This window comes from Brevundimonas sp. DS20, from assembly GCF_001310255.1.
GTDB classification, from domain to species: Bacteria; Pseudomonadota; Alphaproteobacteria; order Caulobacterales; family Caulobacteraceae; genus Brevundimonas; species Brevundimonas aurantiaca.
The window spans coordinates 1,137,247-1,159,325 of the sequence record NZ_CP012897.1; the positions used below are offsets into that span (position 1 = coordinate 1,137,247).

General features: G+C 67.9%; 20 protein-coding genes and 1 pseudogene. 13 read left to right on the forward strand and 8 right to left on the reverse strand.

Annotation, left to right across the window (positions count from 1 at the left end; genetic code table 11):
* The first annotated feature begins 137 nt into the window (after positions 1–137).
* Positions 138–749 carry a MarR family winged helix-turn-helix transcriptional regulator gene (locus JL11_RS05490; protein ID WP_054764770.1) on the forward strand — a complete coding sequence of 204 codons (612 nt, stop codon included), beginning with the start codon at positions 138–140 and terminating at the stop codon, positions 747–749.
* Between the two features lie 78 nt (positions 750–827).
* Here the strand turns inward: JL11_RS05490 and JL11_RS05495 are convergent, their stop codons facing one another.
* Positions 828–2,582, reverse strand: a complete 1,755-nt coding sequence (locus JL11_RS05495) for a methyl-accepting chemotaxis protein (RefSeq protein WP_224762151.1) — start codon at positions 2,580–2,582, stop codon at positions 828–830.
* A gap of 300 nt (positions 2,583–2,882) precedes the next feature.
* On the opposite strand from JL11_RS05495, the gene JL11_RS05500 reads away from it, so the two are divergent.
* The 4 genes from JL11_RS05500 to ligD all read left to right on the forward strand — a co-directional run bounded on the left by JL11_RS05500 (position 2,883) and on the right by ligD (position 7,791).
* Complete coding sequence (locus JL11_RS05500) at positions 2,883–4,385, forward strand: methyl-accepting chemotaxis protein (RefSeq protein WP_054764772.1); 1,503 nt, start codon at positions 2,883–2,885, stop codon at positions 4,383–4,385.
* Between the two features lie 5 nt (positions 4,386–4,390).
* On the forward strand, positions 4,391–4,903 hold the full coding sequence (locus JL11_RS05505; protein WP_054766834.1) for a chemotaxis protein CheW: 513 nt from the start codon (positions 4,391–4,393) through the stop codon (positions 4,901–4,903).
* Entirely contained in the window at positions 4,884–5,153 is a 270-nt protein-coding gene (locus JL11_RS05510) for a hypothetical protein (RefSeq protein WP_054764773.1), read from the forward strand. Before JL11_RS05505 ends, JL11_RS05510 begins: the two co-directional genes overlap by 20 nt.
* An 82-nt stretch (positions 5,154–5,235) precedes the next feature.
* Entirely contained in the window at positions 5,236–7,791 is a 2,556-nt protein-coding gene (ligD, locus tag JL11_RS05515) for a DNA ligase D (RefSeq protein WP_054764774.1), read from the forward strand.
* A 136-nt stretch (positions 7,792–7,927) separates the two neighbouring features.
* Here the strand turns inward: ligD and ku are convergent, their stop codons facing one another.
* Positions 7,928–8,773, reverse strand: a complete 846-nt coding sequence (gene ku, locus JL11_RS05520) for a non-homologous end joining protein Ku (RefSeq protein WP_054764775.1) — start codon at positions 8,771–8,773, stop codon at positions 7,928–7,930.
* 142 nt (positions 8,774–8,915) lie between these two features.
* Between ku and JL11_RS05525 the strand changes: the two genes are divergently transcribed.
* Positions 8,916–9,662, forward strand: a complete 747-nt coding sequence (locus JL11_RS05525) for a cytochrome c oxidase assembly protein (protein WP_054764776.1) — start codon at positions 8,916–8,918, stop codon at positions 9,660–9,662.
* On the forward strand, positions 9,659–10,378 hold the full coding sequence (locus tag JL11_RS17880) for a cytochrome b (RefSeq protein ID WP_054764777.1): 720 nt from the start codon (positions 9,659–9,661) through the stop codon (positions 10,376–10,378). Before JL11_RS05525 ends, JL11_RS17880 begins: the two co-directional genes overlap by 4 nt.
* Positions 10,379–10,424: 46 nt before the next feature.
* On the opposite strand, the pseudogene JL11_RS18180 reads toward JL11_RS17880, so the two are convergent.
* Positions 10,425–11,015: pseudogene (locus tag JL11_RS18180) on the reverse strand (c-type cytochrome); the annotation flags it as partial.
* A gap of 96 nt (positions 11,016–11,111) precedes the next feature.
* On the opposite strand from JL11_RS18180, the gene JL11_RS05535 reads away from it, so the two are divergent.
* The 4 genes from JL11_RS05535 (at position 11,112) to JL11_RS05550 (ending at position 15,327) form a co-directional block, all read left to right on the forward strand.
* Entirely contained in the window at positions 11,112–11,516 is a 405-nt protein-coding gene (locus JL11_RS05535) for a c-type cytochrome (protein WP_054764778.1), read from the forward strand.
* Entirely contained in the window at positions 11,506–12,483 is a 978-nt protein-coding gene (gene coxB / locus JL11_RS05540) for a cytochrome c oxidase subunit II (RefSeq protein WP_054764779.1), read from the forward strand. Before JL11_RS05535 ends, coxB begins: the two co-directional genes overlap by 11 nt.
* Complete coding sequence (locus JL11_RS05545; protein WP_054764780.1) at positions 12,480–15,041, forward strand: cbb3-type cytochrome c oxidase subunit I; 2,562 nt, start codon at positions 12,480–12,482, stop codon at positions 15,039–15,041. Before coxB ends, JL11_RS05545 begins: the two co-directional genes overlap by 4 nt.
* 91 nt (positions 15,042–15,132) lie before the next feature.
* Positions 15,133–15,327, forward strand: a complete 195-nt coding sequence (locus JL11_RS05550) for a hypothetical protein (RefSeq protein WP_054764781.1) — start codon at positions 15,133–15,135, stop codon at positions 15,325–15,327.
* 5 nt (positions 15,328–15,332) lie between these two features.
* Here the strand turns inward: JL11_RS05550 and JL11_RS05555 are convergent, their stop codons facing one another.
* From JL11_RS05555 to JL11_RS05565, 3 genes are read right to left on the reverse strand one after another with little or no spacing between them, the layout of a single operon-like run.
* Positions 15,333–15,713, reverse strand: coding sequence for a hypothetical protein (locus JL11_RS05555; protein WP_224761258.1), 381 nt, complete (start codon positions 15,711–15,713; stop codon positions 15,333–15,335).
* 4 nt (positions 15,714–15,717) lie between these two features.
* Entirely contained in the window at positions 15,718–16,548 is an 831-nt protein-coding gene (locus JL11_RS05560) for a TIGR02587 family membrane protein (protein WP_054764783.1), read from the reverse strand.
* 46 nt (positions 16,549–16,594) lie between these two features.
* Positions 16,595–17,995 carry a UDP-N-acetylmuramate--L-alanine ligase gene (locus JL11_RS05565; RefSeq protein ID WP_054764784.1) on the reverse strand — a complete coding sequence of 467 codons (1,401 nt, stop codon included), beginning with the start codon at positions 17,993–17,995 and terminating at the stop codon, positions 16,595–16,597.
* Positions 17,996–18,063: 68 nt separating this feature from the next.
* Here JL11_RS05565 and JL11_RS05570 point away from each other — a divergent pair, with 68 nt between their 5' ends.
* Positions 18,064–18,903, forward strand: coding sequence for an LD-carboxypeptidase (locus JL11_RS05570; protein WP_054764785.1), 840 nt, complete (start codon positions 18,064–18,066; stop codon positions 18,901–18,903).
* A 225-nt stretch (positions 18,904–19,128) separates the two neighbouring features.
* Here the strand turns inward: JL11_RS05570 and JL11_RS05575 are convergent, their stop codons facing one another.
* On the reverse strand, positions 19,129–19,413 hold the full coding sequence (locus tag JL11_RS05575) for a transcriptional regulator (protein ID WP_054764786.1): 285 nt from the start codon (positions 19,411–19,413) through the stop codon (positions 19,129–19,131).
* On the reverse strand, positions 19,410–20,060 hold the full coding sequence (locus JL11_RS17890; protein WP_054764787.1) for a hypothetical protein: 651 nt from the start codon (positions 20,058–20,060) through the stop codon (positions 19,410–19,412). The genes JL11_RS05575 and JL11_RS17890 overlap by 4 nt, the downstream gene beginning before the upstream one ends.
* Before the next feature lie 112 nt (positions 20,061–20,172).
* On the opposite strand from JL11_RS17890, the gene dnaG reads away from it, so the two are divergent.
* Positions 20,173–22,035 carry a DNA primase gene (dnaG, locus tag JL11_RS05585; RefSeq protein ID WP_054766835.1) on the forward strand — a complete coding sequence of 621 codons (1,863 nt, stop codon included), beginning with the start codon at positions 20,173–20,175 and terminating at the stop codon, positions 22,033–22,035.
* Positions 22,036–22,079: the final 44 nt, after the last annotated feature.

Consider the following 22,079-nt stretch of genomic DNA (forward strand, 5'->3'; position numbering starts at 1 on the left):
TGGCCGGGCTTATCCCACGACAGCCTTAACTTGGCCCGACAATGTCTGTTGACGATTACATACCCCGCCCACTCGGGAAAATCCTTATTGCGTGCAGGGTCTTTGGGTGAAACTGTCAGGCTAGGAGGAAACCTGACATGCACGACGGCGCCCGACTCGCCGCGCCAGAAGATCGACCCCTCGTCTGTGGCGATCCTACGACCTGCGCAGGTCATGGCCCGGACGCGAACTGCGGCCACGGCGGCAAGGGCGACGCCGGCAACACCCTGGGGCTGACGGTTGCGATCCTGGCGCGGCGGTGGGCCGCCCACCTGGACGAGGTTTTGGCCGAAGCCGGCTTCGGCGTCGGCCAGTTGGCCGTGCTGACGCTGTTGCAGAACCGGCCTGCCGGCCTGACCCAGCGCGAGGCCGCCGACCTTTTGGCTGTGTCAGAGGCGGTCATGTCCACCCGCACGGCCGCCCTGCTGTCGGCGGGGTTGGTGAGCCGTCAGACCCTGATCGGCGACCGACGGGCGCATCTATTGCAGATCACCGCCGAGGGACGGTCGGCCCATGACGTCTGGTCTAAGTGCCTGTCCTGCGTTCAGGAGCAGATTCTCGAGTCTGTCGGCGCCGAAGACTTGGCCGTGACCCAGAGAACGCTCGAAAAGATCGGCGCGGCGGTCGAACGGCTGTCTGAGCAGGAGGGGCGCAAGCTCAAGCCCGCCCCGCGTCGACGCCCGCCCGCTGCGTCCGGTCCCAGGGCCTGATCGGCTGAAAATCCAAGCGAGCGCTTGACTGACGCTTTGGCCGGAACCGCTGCGCGGCGCCGGCCGAACGATCGGGTTCTAGAACTCTTCCCAGTCCGCCTCGACGCTCTGGGCGGCGGCGGTCTGACGGCCGGCGACGGCGGCCAGCTTCACCGGCGCGGGACGGGGCGGCGAGGCGGGGCGAGCGGCGGCGAGCGGGGCGGCGGCGAGCAAGTTTGATCCGGCGCCCAGGCGGAACCGCCCGATCATCGAGGCGAGGTTCTCGGTCTCCTGGCGAAGCGAATGGGAGGCGGCTGTCGACTCCTCCACCATCGCCGCATTCTGCTGGGTGACCTGGTCCATCTGGTTCACGGCGGTGTTGACCTCGGCCAGGCCGGTCGACTGTTCGCGCGCCGAGGTGGCGATTTCGGTGATCAGGCCGTCGATCTCGGCGACCCGGTCCACGATGACGGCCAGGGCCTGGCTGGTTTCGCCGACCAGTTTCACCCCCTTGCCCACCTGACTGGTGCTGCCGGCGATCAGGCCCTTGATCTCTTTCGCCGCCTCAGCCGACCGCTGGGCCAGGGCTCGGACCTCAGACGCCACGACCGCAAAGCCGCGGCCGGCCTCGCCCGCGCGCGCCGCCTCGACCCCGGCGTTCAGGGCCAGAAGATTGGTCTGGAAGGCGATTTCGTCGATGACGCCGATGATCTGGTTGATTTCGCCAGAGGAGCGCTCGATCTCGGCCATGGCGCCGATCGCTTCTTCCATGACGGCGCCGGACCGTTCGGCGTCGCCGCGCGCCCCGGCGGCGACGGTCGCGGCCTGCTGGGCGTTGGCGGCGCTGCGTTGGACGGTGGCGGTCAGCTGATCCAGAGCCGCGGCGGTCTCCTCCAGACTGGCGGCCTGCTGTTCGGTGCGGCGCGACAGGTCGTCGGAGGCCACGCCGATCTCGTCGGCGCCGGAACGGATGGCGCCCGCCGTCTCGCCGACGCTTTTCATCGTCGCCTGCAAGGCGTCGACGGCCGCGTTGAAGTCGGTTCTCAGCTTGTCCAGTTCCGGGATGAAGGCCGTGGTGATGCGGCGCTCCAGGTCGCCCTGGGCCAGGGCGGTCAGGGCGTCGCCGATCTGTTCCACCGCCTCGACTCGACGGGTCACGTCCACGGCGACCTTGACCACCTTGGCCACCTTGCCGTCCGGATTGACGATGGGGTTGTAGGAGCCCTGGATGATGACGGCCCCGCCGTCCTTGCGGACGCGCCGGAACTCGCCGGACTGGAACTGGCCGGACGACAGGGCGGCCCAGAACTGGCTGTACTCAGGACTGTCGCGATAGGCCGGCTCGGCGAAGATGGCGTGCTTGCGCCCGACGATCTCTTCTAACTGATAGCCCATGGCGTCCAGGAACAGGCGGTTGGCGTTGACGATGGTCCCGTCCAGGGTGAATTCGATCATGGCCTGAGATCGGCCGATGGCCTCGATCTGGGCCGCATAGTCCTCGCTGGCGAGCCGATAGCGGGCGTCCGCCCATTCCACGACGAAACCGGCGGCCTTGCCGCCCTGTTTCAGCGGCGTGACCAACAGGTCGAAGGCGCGACCCCCGACCCGGATGGTGGCCGAATGGGGTTCGCTCAAAGTCGCCAGCATCCGCCGCTGGTGGGCCGGGTTCTTGTGGAAGACGTCGATGTTGGAGCCGACCAGCCGATCAACGCTGAAGTTGGGCAGGTCTGACCGTAGCTCGGCTTCCGCCTCTTGCAGAAGATTGCGAACCGCCGGGTTCAGATAGGTGATGTTCAGGTCCTTGTCGGCCAACATGATGTTGGTGCGAAGAGCCTCTACAGCCGTTTCCAGCATGCCGCTCGCCGGCTTTTTCCCCTTGGCCCACATATCCGCTCTCGATGCTGCGGGCGTTCGTCGCCCTTTGGCTGCAGCGTTAGTGCTCACTCATTACTGGAAAGTGTACGGAATGTTTATCTGAACCCAACATCGCTGTGCTTTTCAGGGATACTAGTACTTTTACTTACAAACGAAGTTAAACTGGTAGTGGCATAGCGGCATCGACCAAGGTTGTAAAAGCTTCGGGCGCGAAGCATCGTATAGCGAAGCGGTAATGTGGATCTGGGAAAAGGCGGCAAAGAAGAGAAAGCCACCCGAATGCGTAAGCTGTTCAATCGACCGCAGGCGGAAAGCGAGGAGCTCTTGGAGCTTCGCGCCGTCGTCGCGGCCGTTCATTTGTCCCAGGCGGTGATTGAGTTCGATCTCGACGGCGTGGTGCTCGACGCCAACGCCAACTTCCTTGCGGTGCTCGGCTATGAACTGTCCGAGATCAAAGGCCGGCATCACCGGATGTTCGTCGATCCGGCCGAGGCCCGCTCGCCGGCCTATGCCGAGTTCTGGAAACGGCTGAACGCCGGGGAATTCGTCGCCGACAAGTTCGTCCGTTACGGCAAGAACGGCAAGCGGGCGGTGATCGAGGCGTCGTACAATCCGATCTTCGACGTGAACGGCAAGCCCTATAAGGTGGTCAAGTTCGCCATTGACGTCACCGCCGTCGAAGAGGAGCGCGAACGCCGCGCCGAGGCTGATCGTCAGGCGGCGGCCGTTCAGGCCATGGTGGTGCGAAATACGGGCCAGGGCCTGTCGGCCATGGCCTCGGGCGATCTGTCCTATCGAATCGAAGAGGATTTTCCGGGCGAGTACGCCGCTCTGCGCGAGAACTTCAACCGCGCCATGGCGGCGCTGGACCAGGCGATCGCCGTCATCGGCGGCAACGCCGAGACCATGCAGTCCGGCGCCAAGGAAATCAGTTCAGCGGCCGAAGATCTGTCCCGTCGCACTGAACGTCAGGCGGCCAGCCTGGAAGAGACGGCGGCCGCCCTGGATCAGATCACGGCCACCGTCCGCCGGACGGCCGAGAACGCCCAGGAGGCCGACAAGGTGGTCAGCCAGACCCGCGCCCAGGCCGAAACGGGCGGCGCCGTGGTCCAACGGGCGGTGGACGCCATGGGCGAGATCGAACGCTCGTCCGACCAGATCAGTCAGATTATCGGCGTCATCGACGAGATCGCCTTCCAGACCAACCTTCTGGCGCTTAACGCCGGAGTGGAGGCGGCGCGCGCCGGCGAGGCCGGGCGGGGCTTTGCGGTCGTGGCCTCAGAGGTGCGGGCCCTGGCTCAGCGGTCGGCGGACTCGGCCAAGGAGATCAAGACCCTGATCTCCGCCAGCGGCGCCCAGGTCAAATCCGGCGTCGTCCTTGTGCGTGAAACCGGCGAGGCCCTGACCGGCATCGCCGGCCGGATCGTCGAAGTCACTCAGCTGATGAGCGAGATTCGCGGATCGACCCAGGAACAGGCGGTCGGCCTGGCCGAGGTCAACACCGCCGTCAATGAAATGGACCAGGTGACCCAGCAGAATGCGGCCATGGTCGAGGAGTCGACGGCCGCCAGCGTGGCCCTGAGCCGCGAGGCCGCCGAACTGGCCCAGCTGGTCGGCCGGTTCACCACCAGCCAGGACGGCGGCTCCAGCCGACCTGCGCCGCTGCAAGAGGCCCATGGCCGGATCGCCGCCTTCGCGGCCGACCGCCCTGCGCCCCGACTGAAACTCGCCGCGGGCGGAGGCCGACAGGCCGCCGTTCACTCCGAATGGGAGGCCTTCTGATGTCCATGGCGCATACTCAAACCGACGCCTTTTCCGTCAACCGCGCCGGCGCCGGCCGTCGTGAGATGGTCGGCTTCCGGGTCGGGGACCAAGCCTTCTGCATCGACATCACCTCGGTGCTGGAGATCCGGGGCTGGACCCCCGCGACGCCCGTGCCCCAGTCGCCCCATTATATGAAGGGGGTGGTCAATCTGCGCGGCAGCGTCCTGCCGATCATCGACCTGGCCGCGCGCCTGGGCCTGCCGACGACTGAACCCTCAGCGCGTCACGCCATCATGGTCGCCAACTGCGGCGGGCGGACCGTGGGCCTGCTGGTCGAGGGAGTGTCCGACATCGTCCAACTGGACGACGCCGACCGCCAGGCGACGCCGGACATGGGCCATGGCCAGGGTGGGGTCGTCGCCGGAATCTTCGCGGTGGACGGCGCCATGCTCAGCCTGCTGGACCTGGACAATCTGCTGCCGCCGGACCGCAGCCGTCCCGCCGACGAGGCTTTCGATGCGATCGCCGCAGCTTGAGATCCCGGCCGCAGACGCCTCCTGGCCCCCGTACGGCGTGGCGGCCTGGCTGGCCGATGAGGTCGATGAGCGCGATCTGAGCCCTGTCATGCCGGACGGCTGCGACAGGGCCGGCATGGTCTCGGCCCTGCTTCAGATGGCCCTGTCGGTGTCTGAAGAGGGCGCGCCCTGGGCCGACGACGTCTGCGTCCTTCTTCTGTCGGGATGGGGCGCCTTGCAAGCCGCCGCTTCGGCCAACGAAACCGTCTGACGGTCGCCGGAGAGCCGGGTGATCGAATTCGCCCCATGCACGTTGTCGTCCGACCAGGGACGAAGACGGGCGAGGCGGCGACATGGCGAACGGATTGGAAGCCTATCGGGCCAAGCGCGACTTCACCCGCACCCCCGAACCGGCCGGAAAGACCAAGGCCGGACGCAAGGGCCGGCTGACCTATCTGATCCAGCGCCATGCGGCGACCCGGCTGCATTACGACTTCCGCATCGAACATGACGGGGTCCTGAAGTCCTGGGCCGTCACCAAGGCGCCGTCGCGCGATCCGGCGGTCAAACGACTGGCGGTGGAGGTGGAGGACCACCCCCTGGCCTATGGGACGTTCGAGGGGACCATTCCTTCCGGCAACTACGGCGCCGGGACCGTCCAACTGTGGGACCGCGGCGAATGGGAGCCGCAGGAGCCCGACATAGAGGCGGCGCTGAAGCGCGGCTCGCTGAAGATGATCCTGCACGGCGAGCGGCTGAGCGGCGGCTGGGCCCTGGTGCGGCTGAAGTCTGATCGCGGCAAGCCGTCCAAACGCAACAACTGGCTGCTGATCAAGGAGAAGGACGAGGCGGCCGTGCCCGGCGAGGGCGACGCCAATATGGAGATCGACGCCTCCGTCGCCAGCGGCCGCAGCTTGGCCGAGATCGCGGAGGGCAAGACCCAATGGACCGCCTCTCGCCCCGTGGCGCGCAAGGGCCCCAAGCCGCCGAAGGCCAGGCCGCGCGAAGCCGACCTGGCCCAGCCGCCCGCCTTCCAGCCGATCCAGCTGTGCAAGGTGGCGGACCATCCGCCCGGGGGCGCCGGCTGGGTGCATGAGATCAAGTTCGACGGCTATCGCATCCAGATCGCCGTCGGCGGCGGGCAGGCGCGCCTCTACACCCGTCGAGGCCATGACTGGACCGACCGCTTTCCCGAACTGGCGGCCGATGCGGCCCAGTGGCCCGACGGGGTGGTGGACGGCGAACTGTGCGCCCTGACCGAGGACCACACGCCGGACTTTTCCGCCCTTCAGGCCGCCATCGCCGACGGAAAGACCCAGGACCTGGTCTATTTCGCCTTCGACCTGCTGAAGGAAGGACGGGACGATCTGACGGCCCTGCCTCTGTCGCACCGCAAGGCGCGGCTCCAGGCCCTGATCGACCGGATCCCGGCCAAGGCGCGGGGGAGGGTGCGCTATGTCGATCACTTCGCCTCCACCGGCCAGGCGGTGCTGGACAGCGCCTGCCGGATGGATCTGGAAGGGGTGATCTCCAAGACGCTGAACGCCCCCTATCAGCCGGGCCGGTCCTCGACCTGGGTCAAGTCCAAATGCCGCGGCAGGGACGAGGTCGTCATCGGCGGCTGGTCGTCGGAGGGCGGGACGCGCTTTCGCTCCCTCCTGGTCGGCGTGGCGGAGGAGGAGGGGCTGCGTTACCTCGGCCGGGTCGGGACCGGCTATTCCGCCCCGCTGCTGAAGACCCTGCTGCCCGCGCTGAAGGCGGCGGCGGCCGAGACCTCGCCCTTCGTCGGAAAGGGGGCGCCGCGCGGCGGCAAGGACATCCACTGGCTGCGGCCGGTCCTGGTGGCCGAGCTGGAACACGGCGGTCTGACCGAAGGCGGCTCCCTGCGCCATGCGGCCTTCAAGGGGCTGCGCGAGGACAAGCGGGCTCAGGAGGTGGTCGATGATCCGCAACCGCCGTCGCCGAAACAGGCGGAGAAGGCCGCGCCGACGCCGCGCCGAACGGGCAAGGACAAGGTGGTCGTCGCCGGCGTCACCCTGTCCAGCCCGGACAAGGTGCTGTGGCCCGCCGCCGGGGGGCGGCCGGCCATCACCAAGACGGGCCTGGCCCGCTACTATGAACAGGCGGCCGAACGGATCCTGGCCCATGTCGCCGACCGGCCGGTGTCGATCATCCGCGCGCCCGACGGGATCGAGGGCGAGACCTTCTTCCAGCGCCACGCCATGCCGGGCTCGAACCCGCGGCTGAAGCTGATCGACGTGCATGAGCGCAAACCCTATGTCGCCGTGGTCGATGTCGGGGGGCTGGTCGCCGTCGCCCAGTCGGGCGGGCTTGAGCTGCACCCGTGGGGCTGTCGGCCCGGCGATCCGGAGACGCCCGAACAGGTCACCTTCGACCTGGATCCCGACGAAGGTCTGGACTTCGAAGCGGTCATCGCGGCGGCCAAGACGGTGCGAAAAACGCTCGAGGCCAAGGGGCTGAACCCCTTCGTCAAGACGACCGGCGGCAAGGGGCTGCATGTCGTGGTTCCGATCCGCTCGGACGGCCGCAGCCGGATCGAATGGGACCGATGCAAGGCCTTCGCCAAGGCCGTGGCCGAAGAGGTGCGACGCGCCGATCCCGACCGGTTCACCACCACCCTGGCCAAGAAGGCGCGCGGCGGAAAGATCTTCATCGACTATCTGAGGAACGGCCGGATGGCGACGGCGGTGGCGCCCTGGTCTGTGCGGGCGCGGCCGGGCGCAGGCATCGCCTTTCCCCTGTCCTGGGGCCAGGTCAAGGCGGGCCTGGATCCCCGGGCCTTCACCCTTCACGACGCCCCGGCCCTGCTGAAGAAGTCCGATCCGTGGAAGGACTTCAGGGCCGGCGAGGTCAGCCTGCGGCCCGTGCTGAAGGCGATGGGGCTTTAGAGGGGCGGTTCTGGTGAGTATTGCTAGTGCTAGTGAGCAAGGCATGAGCAGTGGAAGTGTCCGCTGGTCCGCGCCCAGCCCACCTCTTGCTCACCAGCGCTAATCACTAGCACTAATCACTATAACCCCGACCCCATCACGCCGCCGTCTTGCGCGTCGCCGGCTTCTTCTTGGCGGGGGCCTTTTTCTTCGGCTTGGCGCCGGTCGCGGAGCCCTTGAGGCTGTTGCGCAGGGCCTCCATCAGATCGATCACATTGGTGTCGTCGGGCTCGGGCGCCTCGACCACCGACTTGCCGCCCTTCTGCTTGGCCTTGACCATCTCGCGCAGGGCCTCGTCATAGCGGTCCTTGAAGTCGGTCGGGTCGAAGTCCGTCTCCTTCTGGGCGATGATCCGGCTGGCGATCTCGACCATGTCCTTGTCCGCCTTGACCGAGGGAATGTCGTCGAAATAGTCCTCGGCGGGCCGCACCTCGTCATGCGCCCGCAGGGAATAGGCCACCAGCCCCTTGCCGCGCACCTCCAGGGCCAGCTGCCGTTCCCGCCCGCGCAGGACCAGGGTCCCAATCGCGATCTTGCCCGCCGACTTCATCGCGTCGCGGATGACGGCGAAGGCCTCGGCCCCCACGCCCTTTTCGGGCACCACATAGAAGGGGTCGTCCCAGTACAGACGGTCGATCTCGTCCTCGTCCACGAAGCTGTCGATGCAGATGGTGCGGGTGGTCTCCAGCTTGACCTTGTCGAAGTCGGCGTCGTCGAACAGGACATATTCGTCCTTGGCCACCTCATAGCCCTTGACCAGATCCGACCGTTCGATCGGGCCGGTGTCGGGGTCGGTCGGCACCATGCGGATGCGGTTGTTGGTCTCGGGGTTGATCAGGTGGAAGCTGACGTGGGCGTTGGAGGCGGTGGCGGTGTAGAGGGCGACCGGACAGGTCACCAGCGACAGTTTCAGATGCCCCTGCCAGGTGGGTCTTGCGGCCATGATCGTCTCCTCGCCTCGGGTTCGGTGACCTAACGCCGCAGGGCTGCGGGCGTTTCCGCGCGGAACCGGCCGGCCTGTCGCACCTTTCCGATGTGAAGCTTGCAGCAAGGGCGGGGCGCATGCGGCCGACCAGACCATTTCGATGAGCCAGAGCCTGACCCCCATTTCGGGCTGGGCGCCCTATTGCGGCCCCGCGCCCGCCGCCGGCGACTGGCGCTGGAACCTGGACCCCGTCCTGCTTCTGATCATGGCCGGGGCCACGGCCCTGATCCTGATGCGGACGCACGGTCGGTCGCGGGGCCTGGGCCTGGCCGCCATGGCCGTGCTGGGCGTCAGCTTCGTCTCGCCCCTGTGCGCCCTCAGCTCCGCCCTGTTTTCGGCCCGGACCGTGCACCACGTCCTGCTGGTCGCCGTGGCCGCCCCCCTGCTGGCCGAGATGGCGCCGCGACGGCGATACGGGTCTCTGGCCCTGGCGAACTTCGTCCAGGCGGCGGTGCTGTGGGTGTGGCATGCGCCCGCCGCCTATGGCGCCGCCCTGTCCAGCGACCTGGTCTACTGGATCATGCAGCTCAGCCTTCTGGCCTCCGCCGTCTGGTTCTGGGCGGCGGCGCGGGCGGCCAGCGCGCCTGCGGCGGTGGTCGGCCTGTTGGCGGCCATGCTGGCGATGGGGCTCTTGGGCGCGGTCCTGACCTTCGCCGGCCAGGCCGTCTATGCGCCCCACGCCTATACGACCCTGGCCTGGGGCCTGACCCCGCTGGAGGACCAGCAGGCGGCGGGGCTGATCATGTGGGCGCCGGCGGCGGGCCTCTATCTGCTGGCGGCCCTGTGGCGGCTGGGCCGGATGCTGGGGCCGGACCTTCCCGCCGAGGCCGGGGTGCGTCCGGCGTGATCGAAAAGCTCTTCACCCAACTGCTGGAATGGGCGGCGGGCCACCATGACCAGGGCCGATATTCGCCGGTCGGCATCCTGTTTCACTGGGTCATGGCCGCCCTGGTGATCTTTCAGCTGGGCTGGGGCTGGTGGATGGGGCGTCAGCCGGTCGGCGGTCAGATGCTGGCCGCCTATGATCTGCATTTCGCCGTGGGCGTCCTGATGCTGATCCTTGTGATCGGGCGGCTGTCCTGGCGGCTGCTGGCGCCGGACCTGATCAATGACGCCGACAAGCCGGGGTGGGAGAGCTGGGCCGCCCACGTCACCCACTATGTCTTCTACATCTGCCTGTTCGGCCTGCCCCTGTCGGGCTGGGCCATGATCTCGGCGACGGACCGGACGCGCGAACTGGAGGCGCTGGGCTTCATCCCCTGGCCCTTGCTGCCGTTCCAGGACCTGTCCAACAGTCAGCTATGGGCGATCGAGGCGGCGGCGGAATGGATGCATTGGGGCCTGGTGGTCACCCTGCTGCTGATGATCCCCATCCACGCCGGGGCCGCCCTCAAGCACCATCTGATCGATCGGGACGACGTGTTTCACGCGATGCTGCCGGTCGTGCCGCTGCGTCGACGGAAGCGGACCCGGTGGCAGAGGCGCTGGCGGGCGCTGGAGAAGCAGGTTGCGCGGACAGCCAAAGCCCTATGGCGCGGACTTCTGGGTCCGAAAGCGGTTTGACGGCGGCGGCCATGACGCCGCGCGGATCGTTGCGGCGTTCGCCCGACTTCCACCGCTCGATCTGTTCGACCAGATAGGGGTAGGGCTGGCCCGCGATCTGAGGATTGCCGCCCAGGCCGGTTCCTTCGCCGTTCAAGCCGTGACAGGCGGCGCAGGCCACCACCCCCCGCGCGGGATCGCCCCTCAGATAGACCGACGGCGCCGCGGCGGCGGCGTTCAGCTCCGTCGGCGGGATCGGCAGTGCGGCGTAATAGGCCGCCACCTCGCGTCGGCTTCTCTGATCCAGGGCCTTGGCGATGCGCGTCATCTGGTCGTCGGCCCTGAGGCCCGAGGCGTAGTCCTCCATCTGTTTCTGCAGATAGCCGACGTCCAGGCCCGCCAGGCGCGGCGCGGCGGCCCCGTCGCCGCCGCCGTCCAGGCCGTGACAGGTGAAACAGGCGTTGGCCGCACCGCCGGCGCCGCCGCTGAGGGCGATGACTTCGCCGTTGGCCGAAAGAACGCGGTCGGTGTCGGTCGCCGCCGCCTCGCATCCGGCCAGCAGCATCAGGAGCATCAGAGGGGCAAGGGGCGCGCGCACCTGCATCCAACCCCCGCCTACGGCCCCGGTTCCGAAGGCGCCGCCCGACGGAGACGCCATGTCGCAGCCGGGGAACTTCCTCCTCCTGCGGGGATTGGTCTGGCGAAGCTTTCGAGGCCTGGCCCGAGGCGATTCAGGGCGGGGGACCGGGCGGCGATGAGATGGGGCGGACAGGGCGAGGCAGGGCGGACCGCCGCCGCGGCTCTGCTCGCGCTCGCCTCGGCGGGCCTTGGCGCCTGCGTCGACAAGGCGGATCAGCCCCGGCCGGTGGCCCAGGGCGATCCGGCGCGCGGCCTGGCGGTCATCGAGGCCGTCGGTTGCGCCGCCTGCCACACGATTCCCGGCGTCGCCTGGCCCGAAGGCCGCAGCGGCGGCGACCTGGCGGGCTTCGGGGCGCGCCCCTTCATCGCCGGGCGCCTGCCGAACCAGCCCGGCGTCCTGACCCGCTGGCTGATCGACGCGCCGTCCCTGGATCCCGGAACCGCCATGCCCCCCATGCCCCTGAACCACGCCCAAGCCCGCGACGTCGCGGCCTATCTGTATACGCTCGATGACGACTGAACCGACGCCGGGAACCGCGGGCTGGCCCCCGCCTGTGCTGGACCCGGCCGGCCCCTTCGCCGGGCCGATCGAGGTGGTGGCCTGGGTGCTGTTCGTCATGGCGGCGGTGGTGATGACCGTGGTGCTGATCGCGCTGGGGATCGCCCTGTTCGGCCCCCGAAGGTGGAAGCGGCGGGTCAGCGGCGAGCGTCTGGTCTGGATCGGCGGCCTGGCCTTTCCGATCGTGGTTCTGACCGGCCTTCTGATCTACGGCCTGACCACGACCGCGCGGGTCGCCGAGGCGCCGCGACCGGGCGAGATGCGGGTCCGCGTCACCGGCGAGATGTGGTGGTGGCGGGTCGCCTATCTGGACGACCAGGGGCGCGAAATCCTTCAGGACGCCAATGAGGTCCATATCCCCGCCGGTCAGCCCGTGGTGTTCGAGCTGGAAAGCGCCGACGTGATCCACAGCTTCTGGGTTCCGCGCCTGGGCGGCAAGACCGACATGATCCCCGGCCGGCGCAACTTCATGCGGCTGCAGGCCGATCAGCCGGGAACCTACGGCGGCCAGTGCGCCGAATACTGCGGCGGGCCCCATGCGCTGATGGGGCTGGTCGTGGTGGCCCATACGCCCCAGGAATTCGCCGCCTGGCGCGCGCGTCAGGCCGGGCCGGCCGTAGCCCTGGATGCGGCCGCGCCGACCGCCGCAATGATCGCGCGCGGCCGCGACGTCTTCGCCGCCTCCGGCTGCGGCGCCTGCCACACCATTCGCGGAACCGAGGCCAATGGTTTGGCCGGTCCCGACCTGACCCATGTCGGATCGCGCCAGACGATCGGGGCGGGCATATTGCCGAACAATCAGGGCACTCTGGCGGGCTGGATTTCGGACAGCCAAGGGATCAAGCCCGGCAACCGCATGCCCTCCTATCCGGTCCTTACGGGCCAGGACCTGCGCGCCGTCTCGGCCTATCTGGACAGTCTGAAATGAGTTCGGAAACCGGGTTCGATCCCGAACTCTACAAACGCCTGCCGACCCGCGAACCCCGCCCCGAGGGCGAGCTGGAGCAGCTGGAACAGGTCTGGTGCGCGCCGCGCAAGCCGTGGGAATGGATCACGGCGATCAACAACAACTATATCGGCGTCTATTACGTCGGCGCGGCCATGCTGTTCTTCGTGCTGGCCGGGGTTCTGGCCCTGTTGATGCGGACCCAGCTGGCCCTGCCGATGACGGGCTTCCTGGCCCAGGAGACCTACAACCAGATCTTCACCATGCACGGCACGGTGATGATGTTCCTGTTCGCCGTGCCAGCGGTCGAGGCCCTGGGCGTGCTGCTGCTGCCCCAGATGCTGGGGGCGCGGGACCTGCCGTTCCCGCGTCTGAGCGCCTACGCCTTCTGGGCCTATCTGATCGGGGGGCTGTGCTTCTTCTGCTCCCTGTTCTTCGGGCTGGCGCCGAATGGGGGCTGGTTCATGTATCCGCCCCTGACCTCCATGGCCTATTCGCCGGGGATCAACGCCGACTTCTGGCTCCTGGGCATCGGCTTCATCGAGATTTCGGCCATCGCCGGCGCCATCGAGATCATCGTCGGGGTTCTGAAGACGCGGGCGCCCGGCATGACCCTGGACAAGCTGCCGATCTTCGCCTGGGCCATGCTGATCTTCGCCTGCATGATCATCATCGCCTTCCCGTCGATCATCCTGTCGACCCTGCTGCTGGAGCTGGAACGCGCCCTGGGCTGGCCCTTCTTCGACGCGGCGCGGGGCGGGGATCCGATGCTGTGGCAGCACCTGTTCTGGTTCTTCGGTCACCCGGAGGTCTACATCATCTTCCTGCCGGCGGCGGGCGCCATGTCCACCATCATCCCGGCCGTGGCCCAGACCCGGCTGGTGGGACACAGGCTGGTGGTCCTGGCCATGCTGGCGACGGGCTTCATCAGCTTCGGCGTCTGGGCCCACCACATGTTCACCACCGGCATGCCCCAGATCTCGATCAACTATTTCAGCGCGGCCTCGATGGCGGTCAGCGTGCCCGCAGGGGTTCAGGTCTTCGCCTGGATCGCCACCCTGGCGGCGGGGAAGATGCGGTTCAACACGCCCGGTCTGTTCGCCGTCGGGGGGCTGGTCATCTTCGTCATGGGCGGGCTGACGGGGGTGATGGTCGCCATGGTCCCCTTCGACTGGCAGGCCCACGACAGCTATTTCATCGTCGCCCATCTGCACTACGTCCTGATCGGCGGCATGGTCTTTCCGCTGTTCGCCGCCATCTACTATTGGACCCCCATGTCCAGCGCCCGGCCGCTCAGCGAGCGGTGGGGCAAGTGGGTGTTCTGGCTGATGTTCGTCGGCCACAACGTCACCTTCCTGCCCATGCATCTGACGGGGCTGATGGGTATGCCGCGGCGGGTCTACACCTATCTGCCGGACCGGGGCTGGGACCTGCCCAATATGATCTCGACCGTCGGCGCCTTCCTTTTCGGCCTGGCGGTGCTGATCTGGGGGGTGGACATGATCCGCAACTTCCGCCCCTTCGGGCGACGCGAGGCGGGCAATGTCTTCAATGGGCCGGGGCTGGAGTGGCTGCCGGCCGGCCTCTATTCGCTGCGCTCCATTCCGGTGATCAAGAGCCTCTATCCCGGTTGGGAGCAGAAGGGGCTGGCCGAGGACGTCGAGGCCGGCCGCTATTTCCTGCCCGGCGCCCCGCGCGGCGAACGCGAGACCATCGTCACCAGCCCGCTGAACGCCGAACCCCAGTATCTGCTGCAAATCCCCCGGCCCTCCAGCTGGCACGTCTGGGGGGCGGTGTTTACGGCGGGCTTTTTCCTTATCCTGACCATCCAGGCCTATCTGGCTTCGGTGATCAGTGGAATTCTGGCCGTATATTGCATCCTCAAATGGTGCTGGAAGCTGGACCGGCCGGACCGGCCGGACCGGCGCGAGGGCGGGGCGGGTGTGGTGGACGTCGGGGCGGGCGTGCGCCTGCCGACCTATGTCTCGGGCCCGACCAGCCACGGCTGGTGGGCCATGGTCATCACCCTGATCGTCGCCGGCATGGTCGCGGTCATGGCCGGCTTCTCCTACGTCTTCCTGTGGAGCCGTCGTCCCGATCTGTGGCAGGCGCCGCCGGAGACGGGGTCTCTGATCCAGGTCGTCGGCCTTTGCGCGGCGGCGGCGCTGCTGGCCTGGGCCGCGCTGAGGGTCCTGGGACTGGATCGTCCCCGCAGCGGGATGATCGCCGCCGTCCTGATGCTGCTGGCGGGCCTGACGATCGGGGCGGGCTGGGCGGTCGAGGCGTCCGCCTGGTGGGGGGCTGGCCTGCGTCCCCAGGCCAGCGGCCAGGGGGCGACCGTCTTCGCCCTGATCGCTTGGCAGGGGCTGTTCGCGGCCATCTGCGCCATCATGGCGGTCTTCGCCCTGATGCGCTGGGTCTTCGGCCTGCTGTCAGCCCGGAGGCCGGCGACCTATCAGCTGATCGCCCTGTTCATCGGTTTTTCCGCCGCGCAAGGAACGGCCGCCGCCCTGTTGACCCATCTGTTCCCGGGAGGCTGACATCGGACGCTGGCTGATCCTGACGGGCGGGCTGCTGATCTGGGCGGCCCATTTCCTGGGCGTCTATCTGATCTCGTCCACGGCGGACGTGGTGGCGAGGGCCGAGGCGCCCCTGTGGCGCCTGATCGGCGGGGGATTCAGCCTGGCCTGTCTGGCGGGCGAGGCGGGGCTCGCCCTGTTGATCCTGAAGACCCGTCGGGGATTCGAGCCGGCCATCGGCGTCGGCGGCTGTTTCATCGGCGGGGTCGGGGTGGTGTTTCAGACCCTGCCCCTGCTGCTGATCTGAGCCCTTCAGGGCGCCGACCAGCCCTTGACCGTCACCACCGCCGCGCGCGGATCGGCGTCGAACCGCATATAGGCGGTCGCATGGCCGCGGCCGGGCACATAGTCCAGGGTGGCGGTCGCCGTCTGGTCGCCTGCCACGGCCTCGACATCGACCCCGGCGGCGGTTTCGTCGCCGTCATTGACCACCTTGATCGCGGCCACGTGGCCGTGGGCGGTGGTCTCGACCCTCTCGATCCGGGCGCTCAGGGTCGCCGGGGCGGCGGGTTGCACGGCCTCCCACACGATCACCCCGACGGCGGCCAGGGTCACCACCCCGCCCAGAGCGGCCATGGCGGTCTGCAAAAGCGGGCGGGGCGGGGCGGTTTTTCGGCGCGTGGCTCGGTTCATCGGATCAGACCAGCAGACGGGCGGCCGCCGCGCCGATCGCGGCCGGAAAGCCCAGGACCGCCGTCGCCTGGACCACCCCGGCCAGAGAATGCCCTTCGATCCGCCCAAAGACGAACAGGGCGAACAGGCTGACCCCCAGGGCGATGGCGTAGCCGGGCAGGGTGAAGTGGAAGAAGGCGTGGGCCGGTCGATCCGCCTCTTCCTGACCGGCGAAGCCCGCGCGAAAAACGATGAGGTGCAGCAGCAGGATCGACACGGCCATCAGCCCCAGGACGTTGAGGGCGCCGGCCTTGTAGGCGATCAGGATCATTTCCTCGGTCGGGGCGACGTTCAGGGCGAAGAACAGGGCGCCGGCCGCCATCAGAAACAGCTCCCCGACATAGGAGGCCTGATCCTCCTGGGTCTCGCCGCCGTCCGCGTCGCCGCTCAGCTGGCGGCGGGCCAGCAGGGCGCCCATGGCGCCCGGAACGGCCTGAAGCGCAATCATGCCCAGGGCTTCTCGCGGGGGATCGCCCCATCGGACCACGCCGAACAGGCTCAACAGCAGGCCGGCGGTCAGGAAGCCGACCGCCAGGGCGACGGCCGTGTCCATCAGATCGTTCACCAGCCCCCGCCGGTCGGAGAAGCCCGCATAATAGGCCAGGCCGTAAAGCAGGGGCAGGCCCGCGACGATGAAGGCCAGCAGCCGGCCCCGGTCCATGGCCACCCCCTGCTCCCACATCTCCATCGTCATCAGCAGGGGGATGCTGAACACCAGGGCGCCCCCGAACGCGCGGCCCAGGTCGCGCAGATAGGCGCGTTCTCGGCTCAGATCGATCAGGGCGGCGGCGCTCATCTTCCGCCAACGTCCGAAGCGGCGCCTTGGCTCCGAACGTCAGGCGTCAGCGCGCGCCCAGCCGCTCCAGCAGATCGGCGGCGAAGCTGGACAGGGTGTCGTCGCGCGCCCCCATGACCAGGATGCGGTCGCCAGGCCGGGCCATTTCGACGATGCGGTCTCCGCAGGCCGCACGGTCGGGCAGGGCCTCGGCCTGGCGGCCGGCCTCGCGCACCCCTTCAGCGACGGCCTCGCTGCCGACGCTGCGGTCGGTGGTTCCGCCGTAATAGACCGGCTCGGGCATCAGCAGGACGTCGTCTTCGCGCATCAGGCCGACGAAACCGTCGATGAACTCCCGCCGCATCAGTTTCAGGGGGCCGAAGCCGTGGGGCTGGAACAGGATCAGCAGGCGGCCGTCGAAGGCGTGCAGCGTCTTCAGCGTGGCGGCGATCTTGTCGGGGTTGTGGGCGAAGTCGTCGATGACGGTGACGGCGTCGACGGTCCCCACCACCTCCATTCGCCGCCGGATGCCGGCGAAGCTTTCCAGGGCCTTGACCGCCTCGGCCGTCGAAACGCCTAGGGCCTTGACCGCGCCGAGCGCCGCAAGCGCATTGGCGACATTGTGGGCGCCGGGCACGTTCAGCCTGACGTCGAACTCGCTCCAGCCCTCGATCAGGCGGAACCGCATGCCGGTCGGCTGGGGCTGAAGGTCGTGGGCCGACAGGTCGGCCGCCTCCTCGCCCAGGGCGAAGGTGATCGCCTTTCCGGGCGTCAATTCCTGCGCCAGAGCCGCCGTCTCGGGATTGTCCAGGTTCAGCACCGCCGTGGCCGCCCGCTGGACGAAGCCGCCGAACAGGTCGCGCAGCTCCTCCATCGACTTGTGGTCAAGCGAGATGTTGGAGACGACCGCCACGGTCGGGACGTAACGGGCGATCGAGCCGTCCGATTCATCGACCTCGGACACGAACAGATCCGACCCGCCGATCAGGGCGCTGGCGAACGGATGGTCGGCGTCGGCGAAATTCTTCATCACCGCCCCGTTCATGACGGTCGGATCGCGGCCGGTCTGGTGCAGGATCCAGGCGATCATGCCGGTGATGGTGGACTTGCCGCTGGTGCCCGCCACCCCGATCGAGGTGGGGGCGGCGTTGAACAGCTCGCTGAGCAGTTCGGGCCGGGTCTTGATCGCCGCCCCGACGCGGCGGGCCGCGCCGATGTCGGGCACCGTCTCCTCGACCGCGCCGGTGGCGACCACGATCTGATCGGGCCGGGTGACGCCCGATCCGTCCTGGGGGTGCAGGGTGACGCCGTGGGCGCGCAGCCAGTCGAACTTTTCAGGCGTGCGGCCCTGGTCCAGCGCCCGGTCCGAGCCTTCGATCCGGGCGCCCTGGGCCTGGACGATCAGGGCCAGGGGCAGCATGCCCGACCCGCCGATGCCGCAGAAGAAATAGGAGGCGTCTTGGTTCATGCCCCCTTAGAACAGGGGATCGGGCCGATCCGCCAGAGGCGGACTGCAATTTCGACGAAGAAGACGACGTGACGAGCAACACCTTCAAGATCGGCGTGGTCTGCGCCAGCTCGCGTTTCTCAAAGGAGCGGGCCGAGGCGGTCGAGGCCTGGATGGCCCAGCACCATCCGGACCGTGAGGTCTCGGTCGTGTTTCACCCCGCCTGTTTCCTGAAACACGGCCATTTCGCCGGCGACGACCGGGCGCGGGCCGACGCCTTCGTGGAGTTCGCCAACGACCCGCGCATCGACGCCGTCTGGTTCGCGCGCGGCGGCTATGGCTCGTGCCGCATCGCCGCCTCGGTGATTCCGCGCCTGAACGCGGTGGCGCGCAAGAAGCGCTATCTGGGCTATTCCGACGCCGGCAGCCTGCTGGCCGGCATGTACAGGGCCGGGTTCGAACATCTGGCCCACGGGCCGATGGCGTCGGATTCGGTGCGGGACGACGCGACGGCCAAGGGCGCCCTGGCCTGGCTGACGACCGGGCGGACGGACTGGATCGAGCCGTCGCTGGCCGGCGACCCCCGACCCGCCGTCGCCTTCAACCTGACTATTATCGACCAGTTGGTCGGCACGGATCTGGAGCCCGATCTGTCCGGGCACGTGCTGATGCTGGAGGAGGTGTCGGAGGCCGCCTACCGGATCGACCGGATGATGTTTCACTTGACGGGTCAGGACTCCATCCGACGTGTTGCAGGAATTCGCCTGGGACGTGTTTCTGATGTCACGCCAAACGATCCCGACTTCGGCCAGACTCCGGAGGAGATCGTTCGCTACTGGTGCTTGAGGTCCGGCATAGAATTTCTCGGGTCGGCTGATATCGGGCATGATGCCGCCAACAAAATCGTGCCCTTCGGCCCCCATAGGTAAAAAGACGGCGCGACGTGAAAGACACAGTCCGGCCATGATCCGCATCACGTCGGTCGGCGCCCTCTCGACACAGGGTGCGAGTGAACGTCAGATGAAGGTCCGCGAGGCGTTAGGACTTCGTTAGCCAAGGCGTTGGGGGACGCTGCGGTTACGCCTTCTGCGATGCGGCGGTTCGTTCGGACCTCGGGGGATGCCCGGACGAACCGCCTGATCGTTCTGCGACAGTCATTCAGTCCTACTCCGCTCATCCAGATACGACATCCACGCTGCTCGTCCGGCGTCGGTCGGGACGACCCGGGTCCGCGGCTTGCGGCCGAGGAAGCCCCGTCGCAGTTCGACGTATCCGGCGTCCTCCAGCCGCGACAGGTGACTGGACAGGCTGTTGTTGGGGACGGCCAGGGCCTGGGCGAGTTCGGTGAAGTCGGCGGCCTCCGCGGCCGACAGATAGGCCATCACCCCGGTCCTTATCGGGTGAGCGAAAGCGGGATCGACGGCGGCGTGTGCAGTCACCTCCGCTTCTCGCGTATGAGAAGAACGGCCGGAACGAAGGCGAGGAAAATCAGGCTGGCGCAGATGATCGGCAGGGCGATCGGAGACTCTAGGCGGGACCAAGCCAAGCCTCCTGCCGCTGCGAAACTCCCGACCGCCACCAGAAAGAGCCATCGCCGATCGCTTGACAGGGCGGTGATCCACCACGCCGCGCCCCAAAGGACCAGTATGATCGACAGCATGACGGGGCTGGTGTGAACGGCGTCGGTAAAGGGCTCGTCGCGTGTGTAGATGCGGAAGACGATATAGGTCACGATCAGCGCCACGAAGCTGGCGGACCATGTCGCGGAGGCTGTTCGGCGAAGGCGAACCCGGTTCGGACCGAGGGTGCGCCAGGCGGTCCAGATCAGGGTTCCAAAGAAGGCCAGGTGGGACGTAATGATGGCCCAACGGCCTACGAAGTTGGAGATTGGTCCTTCGACAGGAGAGCCGGGCTTGGGCAATCCCTCGATCATGACGCCCGCCAGGATCGCCAGAAGCGCAAAACCATAGGCGCCGCCGAATACGGCGATCAGCAACAGGAAGGGCGCCGGTTCTCCACGACCCGCAACCGCCAGTCGTTTGAGGTAGGCGAGATCGTCGTCTTGGCGAGAAGGGGCATCGGTCATGAACTGTCTCCATTGCGACGTGACTACTTTAAATATTAAACTAGTCCAGTCAAGCGCCGCAGCCGTTTGACGAGAGTCGCTTGTGAGCGCTGCGGGCGCTATGGATCGCCGGGTGCGTTTCGACGAAAGATTCATTGATGAACTGAAGGCTCGCCTTCGGCCGTCCGACGTGATCGGGCGGACGGTGAAGCTCAAGCGGCAGGGGCGGGAATATGTCGGCCTGTCCCCCTTCTCGAAGGAGAAGTCGCCGTCCTTCTTCGTCAATGACGACAAGGGCTTCTTCCACGACTTCTCGTCCGGCAAACACGGCGACATCATCTCCTTCCTGCAGGAGACCGAGCGGCTGAGCTTCGTCGAGGCGGTGCAGCGGCTGGCGGGCGAGGCGGGCATGCAGCTGCCGGCCGAAGACCCCAAGGAGGCCGAGCGCGAGCAGAAGCGCTTAGGCCTGTCCGAGTGGATGGACCTGGCCCAGAAATGGTTCGCCGCCAATCTGCGCCGCACGCCGGGCAAGGCGGCGCGCGAATATCTTGAGAAACGCGGCCTGCCCGAGGATCAATGGGAGCGGTTCGGCCTGGGCTATGCGCCCAATGACCGGGAGGGGCTGAAACAGGCCCTGGTCCAGCGCGGGGCGCGGCCGGCCGAACTGGTCGAGGCCGGGCTGCTGATCGCGCCGGACAGCGGCGGCCAGCCCTATGACCGGTTCCGCGACCGGTTGATCTTCCCCATTCTGGACGCGCGCGGGCGGATCGTCAGCTTCGGCGGCCGGGCCATGAACCCCGACGACCGGGCCAAATATCTGAACGGGCCGGAAAGCCCGCTGTTTCACAAGGGCTCCACCCTCTACGGCCTGCCTGAGGCGCGGCGCATTCTGGGGGCCGAGAGCCGGAATGACCAGCCGATCATCGTGGTCGAGGGCTATATGGACGTCATCGCCTGCCAGCGCGCGGGCCTGCCGGCCGTGGCCCCCATGGGCACGGCCCTGACCGAAGAACAGATGGAGCGGCTGTGGCGGGTCAGCCATGAGCCGGTGCTGTGTTTCGACGGGGATGCGGCGGGCCTGCGGGCCGCCTATCGCGCGATCGAGCGGTCGTTGCCGCTGCTGAAGCCGGGGCGGTCGTTCCGCTTCGCCCTGCTCAGCGGCGGGCAGGACCCCGACGACATACTGCGCGACAAGGGGGCGCCGGCCCTGCGCCAGGCCTTGGCCGAGACATACGGCTTCGCCGAGGTCCTGTTCCGTCGCGAACAGGATGTGGAGCCGCTGGACACGCCCGAGCGCAAGGCCGGGTTCAAGGCGCGGCTGCGGGCGGCGGCCGGCGCCATTCAGGACAAGGATCTGGCGGAACAGTATCGCCGCGACCTGTTCGACCGGTTCGACGCCCTGTTTCCCCGCAACCCTCCGCGCGCGCCCTGGACGCCCGGACGGGGCGGCGGTCGGTTGGGCCCGCCGCCGAAGCTGGGCCAGACCGTCGAGGGGGCCCAGGCCATGCAGTCGCTGTTCCGCGCCGTCAGTCCGGTGGCGGCGGCCCTGGCCTATGCCGCCATCGACGACATCGAGCGGCTGGACGATCATCTGGAAGAAGTCAGCGTCCAGGGATTTGGCGACGCAGCCCTGGAGGGGTTGGCCCAGGAGCTGGTGCGGCTGCGGCTGTCGGGCCAGGCGTCGGACGCGGCCGTGGTGCGACATCGGCTGCGTGACTCCGGCTTTGATCCGCTGTTGAAAGAGATCGAGAAGGCGGCGTCCAAGTCGGGCGCCTCCTTCCTGTCGTCCGATCTCCCCGTGGCCGAGGCGCGCGCCCAATGGCTGAAGGTGTTCGGCCTGATGACCCATCTCGCCGCCCTGTCGCGCGCCATAGAGACGGCGAAACAGGACCTGGGCCAGGGGACGGGCATCGAGGCTCTGATCCGGCTGAAGGCCGAGCGGGACGCCATCACCCGCTCGTTCGCGGCCCCCGACTTCTGGACGACCCTGGTTTGAGCCGCGCCGATTGGCGGGCTTCACGATCTGGAGTAGTCTCGCCC

Coding starts and splice junctions, on each gene's coding strand:
- JL11_RS05510 (WP_054764773.1), top strand. CDS start 4,884: ATGCGATCGCCGCAGCTTGAGATCCCGGCCGCAGACGCCTCCTGGCCC.
- JL11_RS05560 (WP_054764783.1), bottom strand. CDS start 16,548: ATGAGCGCCGCCGCCCTGATCGATCTGAGCCGAGAACGCGCCTATCTG.
- JL11_RS05535 (WP_054764778.1), top strand. CDS start 11,112: ATGAGATGGGGCGGACAGGGCGAGGCAGGGCGGACCGCCGCCGCGGCT.
- ku (WP_054764775.1), bottom strand. CDS start 8,773: ATGGCCGCAAGACCCACCTGGCAGGGGCATCTGAAACTGTCGCTGGTG.
- JL11_RS05495 (WP_224762151.1), bottom strand. CDS start 2,582: ATGCTGGAAACGGCTGTAGAGGCTCTTCGCACCAACATCATGTTGGCC.
- JL11_RS05490 (WP_054764770.1), top strand. CDS start 138: ATGCACGACGGCGCCCGACTCGCCGCGCCAGAAGATCGACCCCTCGTC.
- JL11_RS05555 (WP_224761258.1), bottom strand. CDS start 15,713: ATGAACCGAGCCACGCGCCGAAAAACCGCCCCGCCCCGCCCGCTTTTG.
- JL11_RS05545 (WP_054764780.1), top strand. CDS start 12,480: ATGAGTTCGGAAACCGGGTTCGATCCCGAACTCTACAAACGCCTGCCG.
- JL11_RS05525 (WP_054764776.1), top strand. CDS start 8,916: ATGAGCCAGAGCCTGACCCCCATTTCGGGCTGGGCGCCCTATTGCGGC.
- coxB (WP_054764779.1), top strand. CDS start 11,506: ATGACGACTGAACCGACGCCGGGAACCGCGGGCTGGCCCCCGCCTGTG.
- JL11_RS17890 (WP_054764787.1), bottom strand. CDS start 20,060: ATGACCGATGCCCCTTCTCGCCAAGACGACGATCTCGCCTACCTCAAA.
- JL11_RS05505 (WP_054766834.1), top strand. CDS start 4,391: ATGGCGCATACTCAAACCGACGCCTTTTCCGTCAACCGCGCCGGCGCC.
- JL11_RS05500 (WP_054764772.1), top strand. CDS start 2,883: ATGCGTAAGCTGTTCAATCGACCGCAGGCGGAAAGCGAGGAGCTCTTG.
- JL11_RS05565 (WP_054764784.1), bottom strand. CDS start 17,995: ATGAACCAAGACGCCTCCTATTTCTTCTGCGGCATCGGCGGGTCGGGC.
- ligD (WP_054764774.1), top strand. CDS start 5,236: ATGGCGAACGGATTGGAAGCCTATCGGGCCAAGCGCGACTTCACCCGC.